This is a genomic window from Brevundimonas sp. SGAir0440 (assembly GCF_005484585.1).
GTDB lineage: Bacteria > Pseudomonadota > Alphaproteobacteria > Caulobacterales > Caulobacteraceae > Brevundimonas.
Window position 1 is genome coordinate 1203042 of record NZ_CP039435.1, and the last position, 22779, is coordinate 1225820.

General features: G+C 66.3%; 14 protein-coding genes. 10 read left to right on the forward strand and 4 right to left on the reverse strand.

What is annotated here, in order from left to right; all coding sequences use genetic code 11:
- Positions 1 to 4 precede the first annotated feature (4 nt).
- Together E7T10_RS05845 and E7T10_RS05850 are read right to left on the reverse strand one after the other, a co-directional pair.
- Positions 5 to 1648, reverse strand: a complete 1644-nt coding sequence (locus tag E7T10_RS05845) for an alpha-amylase family glycosyl hydrolase (RefSeq protein WP_246846121.1) — start codon at positions 1646 to 1648, stop codon at positions 5 to 7.
- Positions 1645 to 3420 carry an alpha-amylase family glycosyl hydrolase gene (locus E7T10_RS05850; RefSeq protein ID WP_137721085.1) on the reverse strand — a complete coding sequence of 592 codons (1776 nt, stop codon included), beginning with the start codon at positions 3418 to 3420 and terminating at the stop codon, positions 1645 to 1647. The genes E7T10_RS05845 and E7T10_RS05850 overlap by 4 nt, the downstream gene beginning before the upstream one ends.
- A 331-nt stretch (positions 3421 to 3751) precedes the next feature.
- Between E7T10_RS05850 and E7T10_RS05855 the strand changes: the two genes are divergently transcribed.
- A complete protein-coding gene (locus E7T10_RS05855; RefSeq protein ID WP_210416163.1) occupies positions 3752 to 6556 on the forward strand; it encodes a TonB-dependent receptor in 2805 nt (934 codons plus the stop codon).
- A gap of 199 nt (positions 6557 to 6755) precedes the next feature.
- Positions 6756 to 8030 carry a sugar MFS transporter gene (locus E7T10_RS05860; RefSeq protein ID WP_137721087.1) on the forward strand — a complete coding sequence of 425 codons (1275 nt, stop codon included), beginning with the start codon at positions 6756 to 6758 and terminating at the stop codon, positions 8028 to 8030.
- 69 nt (positions 8031 to 8099) lie between these two features.
- Here the strand turns inward: E7T10_RS05860 and E7T10_RS05865 are convergent, their stop codons facing one another.
- Positions 8100 to 8564: a TetR/AcrR family transcriptional regulator gene (locus tag E7T10_RS05865; RefSeq protein ID WP_017505129.1), complete on the reverse strand. Its 465-nt coding sequence runs from the start codon at positions 8562 to 8564 to the stop codon at positions 8100 to 8102.
- A gap of 272 nt (positions 8565 to 8836) precedes the next feature.
- On the opposite strand from E7T10_RS05865, the gene E7T10_RS05870 reads away from it, so the two are divergent.
- Genes E7T10_RS05870 through E7T10_RS05880 form a run of 3 tightly spaced genes read left to right on the forward strand, consistent with a single transcriptional unit; the run spans position 8837 to position 14754 of the window.
- Positions 8837 to 10039, forward strand: a complete 1203-nt coding sequence (locus E7T10_RS05870) for an efflux RND transporter periplasmic adaptor subunit (protein ID WP_045810422.1) — start codon at positions 8837 to 8839, stop codon at positions 10037 to 10039.
- 3 nt (positions 10040 to 10042) lie between these two features.
- Entirely contained in the window at positions 10043 to 13321 is a 3279-nt protein-coding gene (locus E7T10_RS05875) for an efflux RND transporter permease subunit (RefSeq protein WP_137721088.1), read from the forward strand.
- Positions 13321 to 14754 carry an efflux transporter outer membrane subunit gene (locus E7T10_RS05880; RefSeq protein WP_137721089.1) on the forward strand — a complete coding sequence of 478 codons (1434 nt, stop codon included), beginning with the start codon at positions 13321 to 13323 and terminating at the stop codon, positions 14752 to 14754. Before E7T10_RS05875 ends, E7T10_RS05880 begins: the two co-directional genes overlap by 1 nt.
- A 78-nt stretch (positions 14755 to 14832) precedes the next feature.
- Here E7T10_RS05880 and E7T10_RS05885 read toward each other — a convergent pair whose 3' ends face one another.
- Positions 14833 to 16920 carry a catalase gene (locus E7T10_RS05885; protein WP_137721090.1) on the reverse strand — a complete coding sequence of 696 codons (2088 nt, stop codon included), beginning with the start codon at positions 16918 to 16920 and terminating at the stop codon, positions 14833 to 14835.
- A 182-nt stretch (positions 16921 to 17102) separates the two neighbouring features.
- Between E7T10_RS05885 and murC the strand changes: the two genes are divergently transcribed.
- The 5 genes from murC to ftsA all read left to right on the forward strand — a co-directional run bounded on the left by murC (position 17103) and on the right by ftsA (position 22656).
- Positions 17103 to 18515: a UDP-N-acetylmuramate--L-alanine ligase gene (gene murC / locus E7T10_RS05890; protein WP_137721091.1), complete on the forward strand. Its 1413-nt coding sequence runs from the start codon at positions 17103 to 17105 to the stop codon at positions 18513 to 18515.
- Positions 18512 to 19414 (forward strand): UDP-N-acetylmuramate dehydrogenase, encoded by a 903-nt coding sequence (gene murB, locus E7T10_RS05895; RefSeq protein WP_137721092.1) that lies wholly within the window; start codon positions 18512 to 18514, stop codon positions 19412 to 19414. The genes murC and murB overlap by 4 nt, the downstream gene beginning before the upstream one ends.
- 77 nt (positions 19415 to 19491) lie before the next feature.
- Positions 19492 to 20433: a D-alanine--D-alanine ligase gene (locus E7T10_RS05900; protein ID WP_137721093.1), complete on the forward strand. Its 942-nt coding sequence runs from the start codon at positions 19492 to 19494 to the stop codon at positions 20431 to 20433.
- Positions 20421 to 21308, forward strand: a complete 888-nt coding sequence (locus E7T10_RS05905; protein WP_210416164.1) for a cell division protein FtsQ/DivIB — start codon at positions 20421 to 20423, stop codon at positions 21306 to 21308. Before E7T10_RS05900 ends, E7T10_RS05905 begins: the two co-directional genes overlap by 13 nt.
- 55 nt (positions 21309 to 21363) lie before the next feature.
- Positions 21364 to 22656 (forward strand): cell division protein FtsA, encoded by a 1293-nt coding sequence (gene ftsA / locus E7T10_RS05910; protein ID WP_137722567.1) that lies wholly within the window; start codon positions 21364 to 21366, stop codon positions 22654 to 22656.
- Positions 22657 to 22779 lie beyond the last annotated feature (123 nt).

A 22779-nucleotide genomic window follows, 5' to 3' on the forward strand; every position in this document is an offset into this window, starting at 1 on the left:
CCCGTCATCCGGCGTCGGCGAAGATCAGGCCGGCCAGCGGCTTCAGCGTCGATCCGTCCGCCTCGGTCCAGTTGACCGTCGCGATCCGGCGCGCGCCGGCAGGCGCGGACCAGTCCAAGGCCTCGAAGCCCAGGTTGAACACGCACAGCAGACGCTCGCCGCCGTCGGCCCGTTCGAACCGGCGGAAGACCAACAGGTCGCCCGCGCTCTCGATCTCCAGCCCGCCGGTCCGCAGCGCCGGATGGGCCTGACGCAGGGCGATGATGCGGCGTGCGGCGTGCACGATCGATGTCGGGTCCGCCTCCTGCGCGTCCGCCGCCAGCGCTAAGTGGCGCGGATCGACGGGCAGCCAGGGCTCGACCGTCGAGAAGCCGGCGTTGGGCGCCGAGGCCACCCAGGGGATCGGCGTGCGGGCGCCGTCGCGGCCCAAGGTTTCAGGCCAGTTGGCGATGGCCTCGGGGTCGACCAGCCGCTCGAACGGCACCTCGGCCTGAGGCAGGCCCAACTCTTCGCCCTGATAGACGAAGACATTGCCACGCAGGCAAATCAGCAGCAGCAGGGCCATTTCCGAGAAAGCCTTCTCGTCCCGGCCCTGGGCCCACCGCGACACCGCGCGCGGCGCATCGTGGTTCGAGAAGGTCCAGGACGGCCAGCCCTCGCCCTGCTGATCCGGCCACATTTCGTCGCCGATGCCGATCAGTTCGCCCTTCAGCGTGTCGGCGTAGAGGTAGAGGAAGCCATAGGCCGAGTGCAGACGGTCGTCGCCGGCGGTGAATTCCTTCATCTCGCGGTCGGCGTGATCGCCGCCGACCTCCGCCACCGTGAACCGGCCTTCATAGCTGTCGGTCAGCGCGCGGATCCGGTTCAGGAAGCCGATGATGTCCGGGTGGGACTGGTTGTAGATCTTGTCCTGGAAGTCGAACGGCCGCGTGCGCTTCCTGCCGTCCTGGATCGGCGGATTGTCGCGCAGGGACGGATCGTGGATCGCGAAGTTGATCGCGTCCAGACGGAAGCCGTCCACCCCCCGATCCAGCCAGAACCGCGCCGCGGCGATCAGGGCGTCCTGAACCGCCGGGTTCCTGACGTTCAGTTGAGGCTGCGAGGCCAGGAAGTTGTGCATGTAGTATTGGCCGCGCCGCGCGTCCCAGGTCCAGGCCGGGCCGCCGAACACCGACTGCCAGTTCGAGGGCGGCGAGCCGTCCGGCTTGGCGTCCGCCCAGACGTACCAGTCGGCGTGCTCGCCGTTGCGGCTGGCGCGGCTGTCGGTGAACCAAGGATGTTCGTCCGAGGTGTGGGAGAAGACCTGATCGATGACGACCTTCAGCCCCAGGGCATGGGCGCGCGCGATCAGGGCGTCGAAGTCGGCCAATGTGCCGAAGATCGGATCGACGTCGCAATAGTCCGACACGTCATAGCCGAAGTCCTTCATCGGCGACGTGAAGAAAGGCGACAGCCAGATGCCATCCACGCCTAGAGAGGCGACGTGGTCGAGATGCTGGGTGATCCCCTTCAGATCGCCGACGCCGTCGTCGTTGGAGTCGGCGAAGCTGCGCGGATAGATCTGATAAAGCACCGCGCCGCGCCACCAGTCTTGCGCCAATGCGGGGGCGGCGTCAGCCGTGGAAAGATCGAGGGGCAGGGCAGTCACGGCACGCTCTTGCAGACGAGGTAATCGAGGGGGGGCACGCGAACGGCGACGCTGGCGGGCGCGGAGGATTCGGGTGCGCAATCGCCGCGCAGAGCTTGCCACCGCAGCGAGCTGGGCTCCACCTCGACCTGGGCGGCGACGGGTGCAGTTGAGGAGTTGAACAAGGCCAGGATCTCCGATCCATCCTCGCCGATGCGAGACATTGCGAACAGACCGGGCTTGTCGCCATAGGCGCGCACGACCTGACGGCCGCGTCGCAGGGCCGGCTCTTCGGCGCGGAGGCGAGTCATCTCTGAGATCGCCTGATACAGCGGCGCGTCGGTGGAATAGGCCGGCTGGCGGCCGCCGACGGGCGTTTCGTTCGCATAGACCGGCGTGCGGCTGGGCCACATGTCCTGGCGCGAGTTTCCGTATCCGCCCGCGCCTGCGAAACCCTGTTCATCCCCGTAATAGAGGGTGGGCACGCCCCGGCTGAACATCATCAGGGCATGGGCCAGTTTGATGCGCGCCAGCACTTCCGCGTCGTCGGCGTTCGGATTGGCCTGTTTCACGAAGAAGCCGACCCGGCCCATGTCATGGTTGCCCAGGAAGGTCGGCAGGATGGCGGCGGTTTCAGCGCCCTTGTCATAGATCGTGTCGGCGTCGAACACCTTGGCCAGGGCGTCGGTCCCGACCTTGCCGGCCGCCACATCGGTCGCCTGCTTCTGGAACGGGAAGTCGAGAACCGCCGGATAGCCGTCGACCCGCGTGAACCGCGCCGTCACCGCCGGATCGAAATCGTAGACCTCGCCGAAGATGTGGAAGTTCGGGATGCCCCTGGCCTCGGCGCGGGCGATCATGGCGGGGATGAAGGCCTGCCAGAAGCCCGGGTTCACATGGCGCGCGGTGTCGATGCGGAAGCCGTCGATCCCGTATTTGTCGATCCAGCCGCCGAAGATGTCGATCATGCCCTGGATGACCACCGGGTCCTCGGTCAGCAGATCGTCCAGCCCGGCGAAGTCGCCATCCAGGCTGCTTTCGCCGGTGAAGGTGCTCTCGCCCCGGTTATGATAGTGGATCGGGTCGTTCAGCCAGGCCGGAACCTTGGCGTTCTCCTCGCCCGCCGGGACATAGGGCGTGTAGGCGTAGTCGGGCCGGGTCAGGCGCGAAAAGTCCCGACCGTCGAAGCCCTCATTGATCGGCGCACCGTCGACGCCGCCGCGACGGGTGTAGGGATAGTCGGCGCGGCTGCGATAGGCGCAGCGACCCTCCGGGCATTCGCGATACTGGATGACGTCGGCGGTGTGGTTGGCGACGATGTCCAGATAGACCTTCATGCCGCGCGCGTGGGCCGCCTCGACCAGGGCGCGCATCGCAGCCTCGTCGCCGAAGTGCGGATCGACAGCAGTGAAGTCGGTGATCCAGTAGCCGTGGTGCGCCGCGCCGGTATAGCCGCCATGGCTCTGCACGGGCTTGTTCTTGAACACCGGCGCCAACCAGACCGCCGTCGCGCCGAGGCCCTGGATATAGTCCAGCTGTTGGGTCACGCCGGCCAAGTCGCCGCCGTGATAGAAATCGGTATCGGCCGGATCGAACCCGCTTTTCAGTCGGTCGGCGGCGTAACCGCCGTGGTCGTTCGATGCATCGCCATTGGCGAAGCGATCCGGCAGCAGGAAGTAGATCACCTCGTCCTGTGGCAGGCGTTGACGCAGGGCTGACAGGGCGTCTTCGGCCTGGCGGTTTTGCGCCGTCGTCGGCGTTGCAAATCCGCTCAGCAGAGCTGCCGCCGCCATCGCCGCGTGCAGTCCGGCCCTTCTGGGGGTTCCCCTCGCCATGACCCTCACTCCCTTGCGTCTGGAAAGTGCAAAGCCTTCCAGATCGATTTGCAAGATTTTGCAGCAATGGGCGGGGCTGTCAACGCGTCGCTGAAATGCTGCGATGCACCATGGGAGTAGCGCGAAACCGCACATTCCCGCGCCTTTGGGGGCTATCGACGGGCGCGAAGTGCGACGGAAATCAGACGCCCGCATTAACTGCTTGCAACATTCCAAAAGATTTGCATATTTTTGCGACGGCTTCAGATCGCGACGTTCAGAATCGCGGTCAGCCCCAGGGAGGATGACCATGTTCCAACGTCTCAACCGGCGCGCGCGCCTGCTATCCGGCGTCGCCTTCGGCGCAGCCGCCCTGATGGCGGTCGGCTCGGCCCACGCACAAACTGCAGCCGCCACGACGGCCCAGGCCGACGACCAAGCCACTGAAGTCGGCGAAATCGTCGTCACCGGCATTCGTCGTTCGATCGAGGCCGCGATCTCGGCCAAGGCCAACAACACCTCGATCGTCGAAGTCATCTCGGCCGAAGACATCGGCAAGCTGCCGGACGTCTCGATCGCCGAATCCCTGGCGCGCCTGCCGGGCGTGACCATGCAGCGCCTCGACGGCCGCAGCCAGGCGATCTCCATCCGGGGCTTGGGCCCTGACTTCACAACCGCCCTGCTGAACGGGCGCGAACTGGTCACTACCGGCGACAACCGCGGCGTCGAGTTCGACCAGTTCCCCGCCGAACTGCTGAACAGCGTCGTCGTCTACAAGACCCCGGACGCGGCCCTGATCGGTCAAGGACTGGGCGGCACCGTCGACCTGCGCACCGTTCGCCCGCTGGCATACGGCCGTCAGGCCATCGCTCTGAACTATCGTCATGAGTGGAACGAACTGGGCGCCCTGAACTCGGGCACGACCGACAACGGCGACCGCTACACCATCTCCTATATCGATCAGTTCCTGGACGGCACGCTGGGCGTGGCTCTGGGCTACGCCCACATGAGCTCGCCCTATCAGTCCGAGCGCTTCAACGCCTGGGGCTATCCCAACTACACGGACGGCAATCTGCTGACCGGCGGCGTGAAGCCCTATGTGATGTCGTCGGAGCTGGAGCGCGACGGCTATATGGGCGTGCTGGAATGGCGCCCGAACGACCGCATCCACTCCACGATCGACGCCTTCTATTCCGAGTTCAAGAACACCCAGGTTCTGCGCGGCATCGAGTTCCCGCTGGCTTGGGGTGGTTCCTCTGGTGACTGCACCGTGAACGTCCCCTCGGCGGTCTGCCGTCCGGCGCCGTCGCTGCGTCCCGGCTACACTGTCGAAGACGGCCTCATCGTCGCCGGCACCTGGGACAACATCAAGGGCGTGGTTCGCAACGACCTGAACAAGCGCGACAGCAACATCACCGCCTTGGGCTGGAACACCGAGTTCACGCTCAGCGACGACTGGTCGGCGAACCTGGATCTCAGCTATTCGAAGGTCGAGCGTAACGACATCATCCTGGAAACCAACGCCGGCACCGGCCGCAACGTTAACGGCGCGCTGGACACTCTGGGCTTTGAACTGACCGACGACGGCGTGACCCGCTTCACCAGCCGTCTGAACTACGCCGATCCCAACCTGATCCGTATCACCAGCCCGCAAGGCTGGGGCGGCGACGTCATTCCGGGCGGTCAGGCCGGCTATATGAACACGCCCTCCATCGAGGACGAGATCAAGGCGGCTCGCTTCTCCGTGACGCGCCAACTGCACCAGAGCCCGTTCAAGTCGATCGACTTCGGCGCCAACTATACCGAGCGTCAGAAGAGCTTCGTCAACGATCAGTTCTATCTCGGCGTCCCCGGCGGCGGCGATTTGACCGTGCCTTCGGCCTTCCTGCTGGACCCGACCGACCTTGGCTATCTCGGCATCAGCGCCGTGCTGAGCTACGACGCTCTCGGCCTGGTCAACAGTGGCGCGCTGAACCGTGTCCGCAACCCGAACGCCGACGTCACCGCAGGCAACTGGGAAGTGACGGAAAAGGTCTCGACCGCCTACGTCCGCGCCAACATCGATCACAACCTGTTCGGCCGGGCCCTGACCGGCAACGTCGGCATGCAGTTCGTCTATACCGACCAAAGTTCCAGCGGCTTCTCGGCGCGGCAGGTCGGACCGGGCGTCTCCGAGACCATCGCGGTGACGGGCGGCGACGAATATCTGGAGATTCTGCCCAGCGCGAACTTCATCCTGGAAACTGGCGAGGACATGTTCGCGCGTCTGGCGGTTTCGCGCACCTTGGCGCGTCCGCGCATGGACGATATGCGCGCCTCGCGAAACTACAGCTATAACCCCAGCTTGGCCCAATCGACCGACATCAACCGTTCCCCCTGGGGCGGCGGCGGCGGCAATCCGGAACTGCGGCCGTATATCGCCGACGTGATCGACGTGTCGTTCGAGAAGTATTTCGCCAATCGCAAGGGCTACGTCTCGCTGGCGGCGTTCTATAAGAATCTGGAAAGCTACGTTTATAACCGCAACCAGATCTTCGACTTCACTGGCTATCCTATCGGCGTGATCTCGCCGACCAACCCCGAGCCGGCATTGCGCCAAGGCCTGGTCGGCGCGCCCGACAACGGCGAAGGCGGTTGGATCAAGGGTCTTGAACTGTCGATCTCGGCGCCGTTCGACATCTTCCATCCGGCCCTGGAAGGTTTCGGCGCCCAGTTCAGCGCCTCGACCACGGACAGCGAAGTCCGGCCCGATCCAACCCAGGCCCCGACCGCCCTGCCGGGTCTGTCGGAAAACGTGATCAACGGCTCGCTCTACTACGAGCGCTATGGCTTCCAGTCGCGGATTTCGGCCCGTTATCGTTCGGATTACCTGGGCGAGGTCGCCGGCTTCGGCAACGGCCGCACCCTGCGATCGGTGGCGGCTGAAACGGTCGTCGACGCCCAGGTCGGCTACGAGTTCCAGTCCGGTCCGCTGGAAGGCCTCTCGGTTCTGGCTCAGGTCAACAACCTGACCGACGAGCCGTTCAAGACCTTCGAGAACGGCGATGAGCGCCGGACCATCGACTATCAGCACTACGGCCGCACCTTCGCTGTCGGGCTGAACTACAAGTTCTGATTTCCCCTCTCTTCTGAGCAAACTTGGGCCGCCGCGTTCGCGAGGCGGCCCTTTTCTTTGCCTGCGACCCTGCTCGGCGGAAAAGTTTCGTTACAGAGCACTCTTTTCAGCTGGACGCGCCTTTCGCGATGGCCGAACCAAGCAGAATGAGAACCGCGCGACCACAGCGCGGCCGTTCGATTTCACTGGGGGATCATTCATGACCGTTCCGGACGCCGGAAAACGCCAGGGTGCAGGCCTGGCCTTCGCCTATGTCACCACGCTGTTCTTCGCCTGGGGTTTCGCGACCTCGCTGATCGATCCGCTGATCGCGGCGGTGAAGCGGGTGTTCGACCTGAACAACGCCGAGGCTTTCCTGACCACCTTCGCCTGGTTCATCGCCTACGGGCTGATGTCGTTGCCGGCGGCCTCGGTCCTCAGCAAACTGGGCTACAGCCGCTCGATCATCGGTGCCCTGATCGTCATGGTCGCGGGCTGTCTGATCGTGCCGGCCGCCACCGCCGCCGACTGGTATCCTGGCGTGCTGATCGCCCTGTTCGTCATCGCCTCGGGCGTGACCCTGCTGCAGGTCGCGGCCAACCCGCTGGTCGCCGAACTGGGCAGCCCCAAGGGCGCCTCCAGCCGACTGAACCTGTCGCAGGCCTTCAACTCGCTGGGCACGACTGTCGGTCCCTGGCTGGGCTCGCACGTCCTGCTGACGGGCGGCGTCTTCGCCGCCGGCGCCGTGGTGACCGCCGCGACCCGCACCCAGTCGCTGCGCAGCATCGACATGGCCTTCCTGGGCATGGGCGCCTTCTTCGCCTTGATCGCCGTCTTCATCTTCACCGCGCGCAAGAAGATCAATGCGGCGGCGCCGGAGTTTCACAACGCGGTCTCGCCGCTGAAGGCGCTGTCGTCGCCGTGGGCCGTGTTCGGCGCCCTGGCCATCTTCCTCTACGTCGGTTCCGAAGTCGCCATCGGCGGCATGTTGACAAACTTCCTCGAAAGCCCCGAAATCCTGAACGCCCCCATCGAGACGGCGGGCAAGATGGTCGCCCTGTACTGGGGCGGCGCCATGGTCGGCCGCTTCATCGGCTCGCTCGTGCTGACCAAGGTTCGCCCCGGCGTCGTCCTGGCCTTCTGCACCGTCGCGGCGGCCGTCCTGTGCCTGACCGTCAGCCAGATCGGCGGCCCGACGGCGGCCTATGCCGTCCTGTCGATCGGCCTGTTCAACTCGATCATGTTCCCGACCATCTTCACCCTGACGCTGGAGCGCTCGACCGCGCCGACGTCGGCGACGTCGGGCCTGCTGGTGTTCGGCATCATCGGCGGCGCCCTGCTGCCCCAGGTCGCGGCGCATATCGCCGATGCGGCCGGCAAGCTTCAGCCCGCCTTCATCGTGCCGATGCTGGGCTACGTCGGCCTGACCATCTTCGCCATCGGCTGCATCCGCACCAAGGCTCGGACCGAAGTGACCTCGACCGCCTCGCACTGAGCCGGTCGCCAGACAAGACGAAGGGCGCGGAGGCTGGCCTCCGCGCCCTTTTTCATTTCGGCGATGGGATCAGCCGTCGATCAGGGACTGAAGAATGGGCGCCAGTCGGTCGCGCATTTCCTCACATTGGGCGGGTTCGATGTTGAAGCTGCCGCCGCCCAGCTCACGACTGACCGACATGCCCATGATGAAGCCTGCCAAGAGCCGCGCGCGGACGGTGGCGTCCGGCCCGCTCAGCCATTCCTCCAGCGGACCGAAGAAGCGCTGAGTGCAGGTGTTCTGAACCATCTCCGACGCCTTTGCCGAGCCGATGGAGCGCAGCATGATCGACATGCCCTTCAGCTTTTCGGCCTTCTTGGGTTCAAAGACGATCTCATGCGCCACGCGCCGTCCGAAGTCGGCCTTTTCGCCCTGCATCAGCGCGCTGCCGTCGCCGCAACTGTCCAGCGCGGCCAGGAACAGGTCGTCCTTGGAGCCGAAGTAGCGGCTGATCAGGGCCGCATCGACACCGACGTCGCGGGCGATGTCGCGCATGCCCACGTCGTCATAGCTCTCGGCCGCGAATCTCTCGCGCGCAGCATCGAGAATGGCCGTGCGCGTGGCGGCGGCGTTTCTCGGGCGTGGGCCGGGACATAACAAGGTGATGACACTCCACAGACAATAACCGTAGATCACATATGGCTTTGTCAACGCCTGTTGACAAGCGCCACGGCTCCGACCATTAAGTCACAACCGTTGACAAGGCCGACTCCCCATCGGCCTATGTCCGCACGACAGGGATTTACCTCCGACAGGGAGATGCGCAGATGCGCGGGCTGAAGATTGCGGCGGTATCCGTCATGGTGACGGGTGCGCTTTACGGTTGTTCCCCAAAGGCAGAGGCGCCGGCGCAAGGCGCGCCGCCCGTGACGGTGGCCGTGCCGCTGAAGCAGCAGGTGCGGGACTGGGACGAGTTCACCGGGCGCTTCGAAGCGGTCGAAAGCGTGGATGTGCGCGCCCGCGTCGGCGGCTATATTCAGGCGGTTCACTTCCGCGACGGACAGATGGTTCAGAAGGGCCAGCTGCTGTTCACCCTGGATCCGCGCCCGGCCCAGGCCGCGCTGGCCCAGGCTCAGGCCCAGGTCGCTCAGGCCCAGTCGCAGCTGTCGCTGGCCCGCGCCAACCTGGCCCGCAGCGAGGCTCTGTTGGCCTCGCAAGCTGTGTCCAAGGCCGAATATGATTCCAACAAGGCGGCCGTCGATGCGGCCCAGGCCAATCTGGCGGCTGGCAACGCCGCTGTTCGCAATGCGCGTCTGAACCTGGAATACACCCGCGTCACCGCGCCGACCTCGGGTCGCGTATCCGACCGTCGCGTCGATCCGGGCAATCTCGTCGCCGGCGGCTCGTCGGCTGGAGACATCCTGACCACCATCATTTCCGGCGGCCCGATCCACTTCGTCTTCGACGGTTCGGAAGCGGTTCTGCTGAAGTATCTACGTCAGGGCGGCGCCAATCAGGGTGCGGTCGTCAACGTGCGCCTGCAGGACGAAAGCACCTACAAGCATACCGGCCGTCTCGACTTCGCTGACAATGCCGTGGACACCGCTTCGGGCGTGATCCGTCTGCGCGCCATCCTGCCCAACGCCGACGGCTTCCTGCGCCCCGGCATGTTCGGCAGCGCCCAGGTCGCGGGCGCCGGCGCCTATGACGCCCTGCTGGTGCCGGATTCGGCCATCGGCACCGATCAGGCCCGCCGCACCGTCGCTGTGGTCAACGCCGACGGCACCGTGACCAACAAGGCCGTCCAGCTCGGCCCGATCGTCCAGGGCCTGCGCGTCGTTCGTTCCGGCCTGGCTCCGACTGACCGCGTCATCATCGCGGGTCTGCAACGCGCCGCCCAGCCGGGCTCCAAGGTCACGCCAAAGAACGGCAAGATCGAACCCGTCGCAGGCAACGCCTCCCAGGCGCCGGTGACGCAGGCGGCTCCGGCATCCAGCGCCTCCTTCGCCAACAGCCTGCCGGCCGGCTAAGTCATGAATATCTCCCGCTTCTTCATCGACCGGCCGATCTTCGCGGCCGTGATTTCGGTGGTGATCACGATCATCGGGATCGCCGCCTATCCCTTGCTGCCCCTGTCGCAGTATCCCGAGATCGCGCCCCCGACGATCACGATTAACGCCGCCTACCCCGGCGCCTCGGCCGAGACCCTGGCCGAAACCGTCGCCGCCCCCATCGAGCAGGAGGTGAACGGCGTCGAGAACATGCTCTACATCTCCTCCTCGTCCACGTCGGACGGGACGGTGGCCATCACTGTGACCTTCCAGCCGGGAACGGATCTGGATGCTGCTCAGGTGCTGGTCCAGAACCGGGTCGCCTTGGCCGAGCCTCGACTCCCGGAAGCGGTTCGCCAGACGGGCGTCGTGGTCAACAAGGCCGAGAGCGGCTTCCTGATGATCCTGGGTTTGACGTCGCCTGACGGCACGTTGGACAACGACTATGTCGGCAACTACGCCAACTCCACGCTTCGGGATCGTCTGCTGCGGATCGAGGGCGTCGGCGCAGTTCAGCTCTTCGGCGGCGGCAACTATTCGATGCGCGTATGGATCGACCCGGCCAAGGCCGCCGAGCGCGGTCTGACGGGCCCTGAGATCGTCTCGGCCCTCCGCGCCCAGAACGTGCAGGCCGCCGCCGGCTCCATCGGCCAACCTCCCTTCCCGAACAACGCCGCTGCGTTCCAATTGCCTGTTCAGGTTCAGGGGCGTCTGAGCGATCCCAATGAGTTCGCCAACGTCGTGCTGAAGACGGACGCCGAGGGTCGCGTCACCTACCTGCGCGACGTCGCGCGGATCGAACTGGGCGCCCAGGATTACGGCATCCGCGGCTTCTTCGACGGCCAACGCGGCGTCGGCGTCGCGATCGTTCAGCAGCCGGGGGCGAACGCCTTGGGCACGGCTGATCGGGTCCTCAAGGAAGTCGAGGCCGTCAAGGGCGAACTGCCGGCCGGCATGGCCATCTCGGTGCCTTACAATCCGACCGAGTTCGTCGCCGCCTCGGTGGAGTCGGTTCAGCACACCCTGGTCGAGGCCGTCATCCTGGTCATCATCGTGGTCATGGTCTTTCTTCAGACCTGGCGCGCGGCCATCATTCCCATCGTCGCCATCCCCGTCGCTCTGGTCGGCACCTTCGCGGTGCAGCTGGCGCTGGGCTATTCGATCAACTCCCTGTCCCTGTTCGCCCTGGTCCTTGCGGTCGGCATCGTGGTCGATGACGCCATCGTCGTGGTCGAGAACGTGGAGCGCGCGATCAGCGAAGGCCTCAGTCCCAAGGAGGCCGCTTATCGATCGATGCAGGAGGTCTCCGGCGCCCTGATCGCCATCGGCCTGGTGCTGGTGTCGGTGTTCGTGCCGACGATGTTCGTGCCCGGCATCCCCGGCATCTTCTATCGCCAGTTCGCGGTCGTCATCGCATCGGCCTCGGTCATCTCGCTGTTCGTGTCGCTGACGCTGTCGCCGGCCATGGCCGCCCTGCTGCTGAAGCCGCACAAGAAGGATCATGAACATGCCCGCAAGCCGGGCGTCCTGGGTGCGGTGGTCTACTACGGCGGCTGGGCCGGGCGGAAGTTCAACGACGGCTTCGACTGGCTGTCGGATCGCTACGGTCGTTTGACGGCACGTCTGATCCGTACGGTCGGCCTGGTGCTGATCATCTATGCCGGTCTGCTGGGCCTCACCGCCTGGCGGTTGATCGATACTCCTTCGGGCTTCATTCCTGAACAGGATCAGGGCTTCCTGATCGGCGTTATCCAACTGCCCGCCGGTGCGTCGCTGGATCGTACGGAAGCGGTGATGACGCGTGCTACAGACATCATCCGCAAGACCGACGGTGTCGACGGCGCCATCGCCTTTGCGGGTCTGGACGGATCAAGCTTCTCCTTCGGCTCGAACGCCGCGACCATCTTCGTGCGTCTGAACCCGTTCGAGGATCGCACCAAGGAGCAGGCCGCCACGGCTCTGGCCGGCGCCATCACCCAGGCGACCGGACAGATCGAGGACGCGCAGATCTTCGTCATCGCCCCCCCGGCGGTCCAGGGTCTGGGCACCGGCAACGGCTTCTCGATGATGATCCAGGACCGCGAAGGCGCCGGCTATCGTCCGCTGGAAGGCGCCACCTTCGCCATGATGGGCGCCGCCGCCCAGAAGCCGACCGAGGTCAGCCAGGTCTTCTCGACCTACAACACGGCCTCGCCGCGCGTGACCGCCGATGTCGATCGCGACAAGGCGCTGATGCTGGGCGTCCAGCCCAGCTCGGTGTTTGACACCTTGGGCGTCTATCTGGGTTCGTCCTACGTCAACGACTTCAACATGCTGGGCCGAACCTTCCGGGTGACGGCGCAGGCGGAGCCGACGGCGCGCGACGACATCGCCGACATCGCCAATCTGAAGACCAAGTCGTCCTCCGGCGCCATGGTGCCGATCGGATCGGTGGCTAATCTGATCGACGACTCCGGTCCGGCGCGGATCGTCCGCTACAACCTGTTCCCGGCGGCCGAGCTTCAGGGCAACGCTGCAGCAGGGGTCTCCTCCGGCGAGGCGCTGCAGGTCATGGAAACCATGGCCGCCCAGACCCTGCCGCAGGGCTTCTCCTACGAATGGACGGGTCTGGCCTATCAGCAGAAGGCGGCGGGTTCCGGCGCGACGGTCATCTTCCTGATGGCGGTGGTGTTCGTCTTCCTGGTGCTGGCGGCTCAGTACGAAGCGTTCACGCTTCCGCTGGCGGTCATTCTGATCGTGCCGATGTGTCTGCTGGCGGCCATCATCGGGGTGAACCTGCGCGGCCTGGACAATAACATCCTGGTCCAGATCGGACTTGTCGTTCTGATCGCGCTTGCGGCCAAGAACGCCATCCTGATCGTCGAGTTCGCCAAACAGGCCGAGGAAGAGCAGGGCATGAACCGGTTCGAGGCTGCGGTCGCCGCCGCCAAGACCCGTCTGCGTCCGATCCTGATGACCTCGTTCGCCTTCATCCTCGGCGTCGTGCCGCTGATGCTGGCCTCGGGGCCGGGCGCGGAGATGCGTCAGTCGCTGGGCACGTCCGTCTTCTCGGGCATGCTGGGCGTGACCTTCTTCGGCCTGATCTTCACGCCGGTCTTCTATGTGGTCTGCCGCTGGCTGTCCTCGAAACTGCCGCAAGGCAAGAAACCGACCCCGACGCCTGACCGTCCTTCGGACCGGCCCGTGCGTTATGACGAAACCAGCGACCTGACCGATCCGAACGCGCCTGCGCCCGTGACCGGCCGGGGAGGGGACATCTGATGATCCGCAACAAGACCCTCAGCTTCCTGACCGCCGCAGCCTCCAGCGCCCTGCTCGCCGCCTGCGCGGTCGGGCCCAAGGCGCCGGTCGCCGACCTGCCCGTCGCCGGCACGGGCGCGTTCGTCGGCTCGGCCAGCCCTACCGTCTCGACCGCTGCGGCGCGCGACGACTGGTGGCGGCTGTACGAGGACCCTACGCTGGACGCCCTGATCCAGCAGGCCTTCGCCGAGAACAACCAGCTCGAGGCCGCCTTCGCCAATCTGCGCGCGGTCCGGGCGTCGCTGTCGGAGGCCCGCGTCGGCCGTTTCCCGACCACGACGACCAGCGCCCAGGCCCAGCGCAGCCGCGCCTCGGCCGCCACGGTCCAGGGCCTGCCAGCAGGGCAGGATGCGCCCGAAATCGACACCTATGACGTCGGCATTCAGGCGGCCTATGAGGTCGACCTGTTCGGACGGGTGGAATCCACCATTCGCGCCGCCCGCGCCGACGCCCGCGCCGCCGAGGCCGCCCTGGCCACGGTCCAGGTGACGGTCGCGGCCGAGACGACCCGCGCCTATGCCGACACCTGCTCAGCCAATGCGCAGATCGCGGTGGCCGAACGGACGCTGGAGCTGCAACGCAATACCGCCAATCTGACCCAGACTCTGCTGGACGGCGGGGCGGGGACCGGGCTGGACGTGGCCAGCGCCCGCGCGGCCCTGGCCCAGACGGCGGCGACCCTGCCGACATTGCGCGCAGCCCGTAACGAGGCCCTGTTCCGCCTGGCGACCCTGACCGGGCGCACCCCGGCCGAAGCCAGCCAGGCCGCCGCCGCCTGCGTGCGTCCGCCCCAGCTCAGCCAGCCGATCCCGGTCGGCGACGGCGCGGCGCTTCTGGCCCGCCGTCCCGACGTGCGCCAGGCCGAGGCCGAACTGGCCGCAGCCGCCGCGCGCGTGAACGTGGCGACCGCCAACCTGTTTCCGCAGATCAGCCTGGGCGGGTCCTTTGGCTCCACCGCGTTGGACTCAGGCGAACTGGGTAACGACCAGAACTTCCGCTTCAGCTTCGGTCCGCTGATCAGCTGGTCCTTCCCTAACGTCTTCGCCGCCCGCGCTCAGATCAAGGCCGCCGGCGCCCGTTCGGACGCGGCTCTGGCGACCTTCGACCAGACGGTGCTGACGGCGCTTCAGGAAACCGAGACAGCCCTTAGCAACTACGCCAACGAACTGGACCGCCGTGCGGCCCTGACAGAGGCTAGGGACCAAGCGGCCCGCGCCACCGACCTGTCGCGCCTGCGCTTCAACGCCGGCGCCGACAGCTTCCTTCTGGTGCTGGACGCCGAACGCACCCAGGCGGCGGCCGACGCGGCTTTGGCCCAGTCCGACGCCTTGGTCACCACCTACCAGATCGCCCTGTTCCGCGCCCTGGCCGGGGGCTGGCAGGCCGACAGTTGATCGCGTCGCGATGCTGAAAGAAGAGGGCCGGGCGATGCATCGCCCGGCCTTTTTTCATTCTGATCAAGTTTACCGCGGTCAGGCCAAAATCCGCACCTTGGGTTCGCGATCCCATTGGCGGGTGCGGGCGGGGGCGAGAAAGTTTTCGGCGTTCTTGGACAGGTCGATCACGCCAGCGTCCGGCTCGACGCCTGCCTTGTCGAGCAGGGGCTGGGCCTCAGGCGTGTGGCCTATGGCCTTGAGGTGGCCGAAGGCGTCCTTGGCGAAATCGACCGCGGCGCCTTCTTTCAGCATTTGGGCGCAGCCGTCCTCGGACAGAACGATCGCCACGGCGTCGAACAAGACCGACGGGCTGCCGGCCAGTTGGCAGTCGGCCGCCAGCGTCTTGCCGTCCTTCAGCCTGACGCCGCCGATTTTGGGCGCGACGATGAAGACCGAGCCGCCGTCGCCTTCAACCGACGCCTTTACGGCGTCGACGACCGCGCCGTCCGAACCGTCGGCGACGAGGATGGCGACCTTTCGGCCCTTCAGAGTATCGGGATATTTGCCGACGATGCGCAAGGCGGGCGAGGCTTCGAGATCAATGGGCGCCACGCCGGGGTCGGACGCCTTGGGCAGGGACAGGTTCAGGCCGTCGGCGACCCGCTGAGCCAAGGTCTCATCGACGTTTTGCAGATTGGCCAAAATGCGCTCGCGAACGTGAGCGAGCGACACCTTGGACAGTTCGAAGACGATGGCGCTGGCCAGGTGGGCCTGTTCGATCTCGGTCTGGGAGCGGAAGAACAGCCGCGCCTGGCTGTAGTGATCGGCGAAGCTTTCGGCGCGCAGCCGGACCTTTTCGCCCTCGACCGGGATGGACGCGGTGCGGAAACCGCCCTTGGGATCTTCACGCGGGCCGCCGTCCTCGCCCGCCTCGGACAGGCTGTTGGGCTCATAGTTGGCGCGGCCCTTGGGCACGGCCATCTGCATATGGCCGTCGCGCTGCAAGTTCTGGAAGGGGCAGCCCTTGGCCTGGTTGATCGGGATCTGGTGGAAGTTGACCGTGCCCAGGCGCGACAGCTGGGTGTCCTGATAGGAGAACAGCCGTCCCTGCAACAGCGGATCTTCCGAAAAGTCGATGCCCGGCACGATGTTGGTCGGCAGGAAGGCGACCTGTTCGGTCTCGGCGAAGAAGTTGTCGGGATTGCGGTTCAGGACCATGCGGCCGATCACGCGGATCGGATAATCCTCTTCCGGCACCAGCTTGGTGGCGTCCAGAATGTCGAAGGGCAGGGCGTCGGCCTGTTCCTGCGTGAACAACTGTACGCCGAACTCCCATTCGGGGAAGTCGCCCTGATCGATGGCCTCATACAGGTCGCGACGGTGATAGTCCGGGTCGGCGCCGGCGATCTTGACCGCCTCGTCCCAGCAGGTCGATTGCGCCCCCAGCTTGGGCCGCCAGTGGAACTTGACCAGGGTCGCCTCGCCTTCGGCGTTGATCAGCCGGAAGGTGTTGACGCCGAAGCCTTCCATCATGCGCAGGCTGCGCGGAATGCCGCGATCCGACATGGCCCACATGACCATGTGCATGCTCTCGGGCATCAGGCCGATGAAGTCCCAGAAGGTGTCGTGGGCGCTGGCCGCCTGGGGATAGCCCTTGTCCGCCTCCATCTTCACCGAATGGATCAGGTCCGGGAACTTGATCGCGTCCTGGATGAAGAAGACGGGGATGTTGTTGCCGACCAGATCCCAGTTGCCTTCGGTCGTGTAGAATTTGACCGCAAAGCCGCGCACGTCACGCGGCGTGTCCACCGAGCCCGCGCCGCCGGCGACGGTCGAGAAGCGGGCGAACAGTTCGGTCTTCTTGCCGACCTCGGTCAGAATCTTCGCGGTAGTGAAGTCCGAAAGGCTGTCGGTCAGTTCGAAGAAGCCGTGGGCGGCCGAGCCGCGGGCATGGACGATCCGCTCAGGGATACGCTCGTGGTCGAAATGCTGGATCTTCTCGCGGAGGATGAAGTCTTCCAGCAGGGTCGAGCCGCGCGGGCCGGCTTTCAGCGAGTTCTGATTGTCGCTGATTGGCGTCCCGTGATTGGTGGTCAGGCGGGTCTCAGGCGTCGAGGCGGTCTGGTGCACTTCGCCAGCGTTGCCGATTGTCGGCGCGCCGGCCGGCTTTGCGTTCTTGGCCATCTTAGGAATCCTTTGGAGCAGCGGCGCAAGCGGGAGCCGCGCGCGTTCCCGAAGACAACTCGGTGGAGGCGCAATAGTTCTGTGCGAGTTCGCGCACAGCCGCGCCCGATCGTCGCTAGAAAAGTTCGCTCCGTATGCGGCGCGCCCTTCGCAGGAGGCGAGGCGGCGTTTATGAGGCGAAAATGATTGCACGCCTTCGCCCCGTCCCGTTCGACCTCGGTCCCGTTCATTTCGTCGGCATCGGCGGCATCGGCATGAGCGGCATCGCCGAGATCATGCTGAAGATCGGCTATTCGGTTCAGGGCTCGGACGCCAAGGCCAGCGCCAATACCGAGCGGCTGGAACAGCTGGGCGCCAAGATTTTCATCGGCCACGACGCCGCCCATGTGGGCGAGGGCGTTTCGGCCGTGGTCTATTCGACGGCGGTCAAAGCCGACAATCCCGAGATGAAGGCGGCCCGCGAGCGCCGCATCCCGCTGGTGCGCCGGGCCGAGATGCTGGCCGAGCTGATGCGGCTGCAGTTCTCGATCGCTGTGGGCGGCACACACGGCAAGACGACGACGACCTCGATGGTGGCGGCCCTGCTGGATGCGGCGGGCCTGGATCCGACGGTGGTCAATGGCGGCATCATCAACGCCTACGGCACCAACGCCAAGGTCGGCGACGGCGATTGGATCGTGGTGGAGGCGGACGAGTCGGACGGCAGCTTCCTGCGCCTGAAGTCGACGGTGGCCATCGTCACCAACATCGATCCCGAACATCTGGACCACTACGGCGACTTCGACGGGGTGCGGAAAGCGTTCGTGGACTTCGTCGAAAACATTCCCTTCTACGGGTTCGCCGCTGTCTGCCTGGACCATCCCGAAGTGCAAAAACTGGTCGCGGCCATCGATAACCGGCGGCTGGTGACCTACGGGGTCAATCCGCAGGCCATGGTGCGGGCCGACAATGTCGAGATGGGGCCGGACGGCTGCCGCTTCGACGTGGTCATTCAGAATGGCGAAACCCATTTGATCTCGGGCGTCCATCTGCCGATGGCTGGCTGGCACAATGTGTCGAACGCCTTGGCCGCCATCGCTGTGGCGCGCGAGCTGGATGTGTCGGACGACGCGATCCGCGCGGGCCTTGCCGGCTTTGGCGGGGTCAAGCGCCGCTTCACCACCACGGGCGTCGTGGGCGGCGTTCGCATCGTCGACGACTACGGCCACCACCCGGTCGAGATCGCCGCCGTGCTGAAGGCCGCGCGTCAGGTGACGGAGGGTCGGGTCATCGCCGTGGTTCAGCCGCACCGCTACACGCGCCTGCGCGACCTGATGGACGAGTTCTCGACCTGCTTCTCGGACGCCGACAGCGTGATCGTCGCCGATGTTTATCCCGCCGGCGAACAGCCGATCGAAGGAGTGGACAAGCACGCGCTGGCCGACGGGGTGCGCCGCTACGGCCACCGTCACGTCCAGGCCTTGGAGAACGCCGCTGTCCTGCCGCGCCTGATCAAGGATGAGGCCAAATCCGGCGACGTTGTGGTGCTGCTGGGCGCCGGCGACATCACCAGCTGGGCCTATGGCCTGCCGGCGCAGCTGGAGGCTCTGGCGTGATCGTTTTGCCCGACGTGCGCGGCAAGCTGCTGCGGAACGAGCCGCTGGCGCCCTATACTTGGTTCCGGGTGGGCGGCGCGGCCGAGGCCCTGTTCATTCCGGCGGACGCTGAGGATCTGGGGGACTTCCTGAAGGCCTTGGACCCGGCCGTGCCGGTGACGGTTCTGGGCGTCGGATCGAACGTCATCGTTCGCGACGGGGGGGTCGAGGGCGTGGTGATCCGCCTGGCGGGCCGCCCGTGGGCGCAGATCACGACGGACGGCGACACCGTCACGGCCAGCGCGGGCGCGCTGGACTCGATGGTCGCCAAGGCCAGCGCCAAGGCAGGAATCGCCGGGCTGGAATTCTATGCCGGCATTCCGGGCACGATAGGCGGCGCCTTGACCATGAACGCCGGTTGCTACGGCTCCGAGACCAAGGACGTGCTGGTGTCGGCCTGGGGCCTGACGCGGGCGGGCGAGCGGGTCCATTACGCTCTGGCCGACTTCGGCTACACCTATCGCCATTCGCAGGCGCCGGCCGACATCATCTGGGTCGAGGCGACCTATCGCGGCACGGCCGACGAACCCGAGGCGGTGGCGGCCCGGATCTCCGAGATCACCAGTCGTCGCGAGACCACCCAGCCGATCCGTGAAAAGACCGGCGGCTCGACGTTCAAGAACCCCGAGGGCCATTCGTCGTGGAAGCTGGTGGATGAGGCCGGTTGGCGCGGCAAGCTGCACGCCGAAACCGGGGGAGGGGCCAAGTTCAGCGAACTGCACTCCAACTTCATGATCAATCCCGGGGAAGCGACTGCGGCCGATGTTGAAGGCCTGGGCGAGGCGGTTCGCGCCGATGTGCTGGCTAAGACCGGCGTTCAGTTGGAGTGGGAAATCAAGCGGATCGGCCGGGCGCGATAAAAAATCCCGCGCAAAATGGTCTTCGGACGCGAATGGTTGACGGCCTGTTAAACATGTAGGCCCCAATCCAAGGCGTCATGGCCCGCGCTTTCAAAGACCTTCATGTCGCCGTCCTGATGGGCGGCCTTTCCGCAGAGCGGGAGGTGTCCCTCTCGTCGGGCGAGCAGTGCGCGCGCGCGCTGGAGCGGCAGGGTGTGCGCGTCAGCCGCGTGGACGCCGGGCGGGATCTGGCCAATGTGCTGCCCGGCCTGATCCGGCCCGACGTGGTGCTGAACTGCCTGCACGGCGCCTGGGGCGAGGACGGCTGCGTCCAGGGCGTGCTGGAGACGCTGCGTATTCCCTACACCCATTCCGGCGTGCTGGCCTCGGCCCTGGCGATGGACAAGGACAAGTCCAAGGCCGTCCTGCGGGCGGCGGGCATCAAGGTGCCGGGTGGTGGTCTTTACGATCGTCACGAAGTCGCCAGCCGCCACGTCATCGACCCGCCCTATGTGGTCAAGCCGAATGCGGAGGGGTCGTCGGTCGGCGTCTTCCTGGTGCGCGAGGGTGCCAACCGTCCGGTCGCTGAGGTGGGCGAACCGGGCTGGGCCTACGGCGAGCAGGTCGTCGTCGAGCCCTATATCGCAGGCAAGGAGTTGTGCGTCACCGTGCTGGGCGAGGCGACGGGGCCGCGCGCCCTGACCGTCACGGACATCACTCCGACCAAGGGCTTCTATGACTACGAGGCCAAATATGCGCCGGGCGGATCGGTGCACGTCCTGCCGGCCGTCCTGCCGCCGCATGTGTTCGAAAAGGCGCTGCGTCAGGCGGAGGCGGCGCACTTGGCCATGGGGTGCCGCGGCGTGTCGCGATCCGACTTCCGTTATGATGATGTTAAGGACGATCTGGTCCTGTTGGAGGTCAATACGCAGCCCGGCATGACCCCGACTTCGCTCGCGCCCGAGCAGGCCGCCCATACCGGGATGAGCTATGACGATTTGGTTCGGTGGATGGTGGAGGACGCCTCATGCCCGCGGTAGTTCGCGGCGGCCGGCGACAGGGTTCTAATCAGGCTCCACAAGGCGGTGCGGCTTCCAAGGGCGGAGGACGGTCGCGCGGCGGGGCCCAGAACGCGTCCGCCGTTCCCGGCAAGATGGCCGCCATCGGCCGTGTCGATATTTCGCCCCGCACCGCCGTGATCGCCCTGGGCGCCGGCGCGCTGCTGCTGGTCGGGGTTCTGGCCACGGGCGCTCGCGCCGAGCGGATCGGCGCCTCGGTTTCTCATGGCCTGGACAGTGTGACGGCCGGCATGGGCCTGACGCTGAAGCGGGTGCACATCACCGGCGCCTCGCCTGAGGCCGAGCCGGCGATCCAGCGCGCGCTGGGCCTGTATTCCGGTCAGCCGATCACCAGCCTGGATCTGGACGCCATTCGGACGCGGGTTCAAGGCGTGGGTTGGGTCAAGGAGGCGCGCGTGGTGCGCCTGTTGCCCGACACCCTGATCGTTGAGGTCAAGGAACACGACCGCCTGGCCGTCTGGCAGGAAGCCGGTCAGATCAAGGTCATCGACAACCGGGGCCAGGTCATCGACGGCGCCGACGCGCGTCGCTATCCGACGCTGCCGCTGGTCGTGGGCAAGGGCGCCGACGTGGCGGCTGGCGAAATCCTGCCTCTGCTGGCCCAGCGCCCGCGACTGATGGGAATGGTGGACGCCCTGGTGCGCGTGGACGAGCGCCGCTGGGACTTGCGTCTCAAGGACGGCAGCCTGATCCAGCTGCCCGCCACTGAACAGGAGGCGGCCCTGATCCGCCTCGATGCGCTGGACCAGCGCGAACGCCTGCTCGACCTGGGTTTCGCCCGCGTCGATCTCAGAACCCCCGACGAGGTCGCCGTGCGACCCGCCGGCGACGCCTAAGGACCGTAGAGACATGACCAAGCAACGCGGCGCGGCGAATGATCACGGTCGGGGCATGGATCCTCGCGCCGGTCGTGCGCCCGTGGTCGCTGCGTTGGATATCGGGCAATCCAAGGTCTCGTGCTTCATCATGAAGCCGGACGGCGTGCGCCACGCCGACCGCACCATCCGCGTCGCAGGCGCCAGCCATGTCCAGTCCAAGGGCGTCAGGGGCGGGGCGATCATCAACATGGATGAGGCGGCTCAGGCCATCGGCCACGCCGTCGAACGCGCCGAACGCGCCGCCCAGAGCCCGGTATCCGGCGTCGTCGTCACCACGGCTATCGGCCAGATGGCCAGCCACCGGGTGCAGGCCCGCGTCTCGCTGGGCGCCAATCCGGTCGGCGACGCCGATCTGGCGCGCGCCATCGGCATGGCCCTGGCCCAGATTCGCCTGCCCAACCGTCGCCCGATCCACGTCCTGCCCATCGCCTGGTCGGTCGACGGCGCGCGGGGCGTGCATGATCCGCGTTCGATGCGGGGCGGTTCTCTGGGGCTGGATCTGTTGGTCGTCTCGATGGCCGAGAACGTCTTTACGACGCTCAGCCACTGCCTGGAGCTGGCTCACCTCGACCTGCAAGGCGTCGCCGCCGCACCCGTCGTCTCGTCTCTGGCCGCGCTGGAAGAGGACGAGATGGATCTGGGCGCCGTCTGCATCGACATGGGCGGCGGCTCGACCAGCGCCGCGGTCTGGGGCGGCCGCTCCCTGCTGCATATTGAAAGCCTGAACGTCGGCGGCGATCACGTCACCTCCGATATCGCGCGCGGCCTGTCGACGTCCAAGGCCGGCGCCGAACGGCTCAAGACCCTGCACGGCTCGGCCATGGCCAGCGCCAACGAAGACCGCGAGATGCTGGAGGCCCCGCCGCGCGGCGAGGACGCCTCGGCCGGCCCCGTCATCGTCCCGCGCGCCATGCTGAAGACCGTCATCGCGCCCCGCGTCGAGGAAACCCTCGAACTGCTCCGTGATCGGCTAAAAAACGCAGGCGTCGGCCTGGAGCCCGGCGCCGGCTTGGTCCTGACCGGCGGCGCCAGCCAGCTGAATGGCGTGCGCGAGCTGGCGGTGCGCGTCTTCGACCGTCCTGTCCGCCTCGGAAAACCCCAACGGGCGCCACATTTGGCCGACGCCGCCTCCGGCCCCGCCTTCTGCGCCAGCGCCGGCGTCCTCCTCCGCGCCGCCTACGGACCGCGCGAGGCGGTGTCGGCGAGAAAGCTGATGGCGCGCCAGATCACGGCTGCGGATGCGCCGCGCATTCACCGCGGGAATGTGGTGGGGCGTGTGGCCGGCTGGCTGCGCGACAATCTGTGACGCTGTCTCTTCGCAGTCAAACGCGCTGCGACTCATCCACTTAAGCGCCCATGACAGCGGCAGCAGCTAACCAATCCTCGGTAGCTGAACTGTGTCATGATTGTAACATCATCGACGCGTGCT

What these genes read in the sequence shown, in the direction of transcription:
- E7T10_RS05850 (WP_137721085.1), bottom strand. Translation starts at nt 3,420, where the DNA reads ATGGCGGCGGCAGCTCTGCTGAGCGGATTTGCAACGCCGACGACGGCG.
- E7T10_RS05855 (WP_210416163.1), top strand. Translation starts at nt 3,752, where the DNA reads ATGTTCCAACGTCTCAACCGGCGCGCGCGCCTGCTATCCGGCGTCGCC.
- E7T10_RS05865 (WP_017505129.1), bottom strand. Translation starts at nt 8,564, where the DNA reads ATGCGCGACATCGCCCGCGACGTCGGTGTCGATGCGGCCCTGATCAGC.
- E7T10_RS05875 (WP_137721088.1), top strand. Translation starts at nt 10,043, where the DNA reads ATGAATATCTCCCGCTTCTTCATCGACCGGCCGATCTTCGCGGCCGTG.
- E7T10_RS05880 (WP_137721089.1), top strand. Translation starts at nt 13,321, where the DNA reads ATGATCCGCAACAAGACCCTCAGCTTCCTGACCGCCGCAGCCTCCAGC.
- E7T10_RS05860 (WP_137721087.1), top strand. Translation starts at nt 6,756, where the DNA reads ATGACCGTTCCGGACGCCGGAAAACGCCAGGGTGCAGGCCTGGCCTTC.
- E7T10_RS05885 (WP_137721090.1), bottom strand. Translation starts at nt 16,920, where the DNA reads ATGGCCAAGAACGCAAAGCCGGCCGGCGCGCCGACAATCGGCAACGCT.
- murC (WP_137721091.1), top strand. Translation starts at nt 17,103, where the DNA reads ATGATTGCACGCCTTCGCCCCGTCCCGTTCGACCTCGGTCCCGTTCAT.
- E7T10_RS05905 (WP_210416164.1), top strand. Translation starts at nt 20,421, where the DNA reads ATGCCCGCGGTAGTTCGCGGCGGCCGGCGACAGGGTTCTAATCAGGCT.
- E7T10_RS05870 (WP_045810422.1), top strand. Translation starts at nt 8,837, where the DNA reads ATGCGCGGGCTGAAGATTGCGGCGGTATCCGTCATGGTGACGGGTGCG.
- ftsA (WP_137722567.1), top strand. Translation starts at nt 21,364, where the DNA reads ATGGATCCTCGCGCCGGTCGTGCGCCCGTGGTCGCTGCGTTGGATATC.
- E7T10_RS05900 (WP_137721093.1), top strand. Translation starts at nt 19,492, where the DNA reads ATGGCCCGCGCTTTCAAAGACCTTCATGTCGCCGTCCTGATGGGCGGC.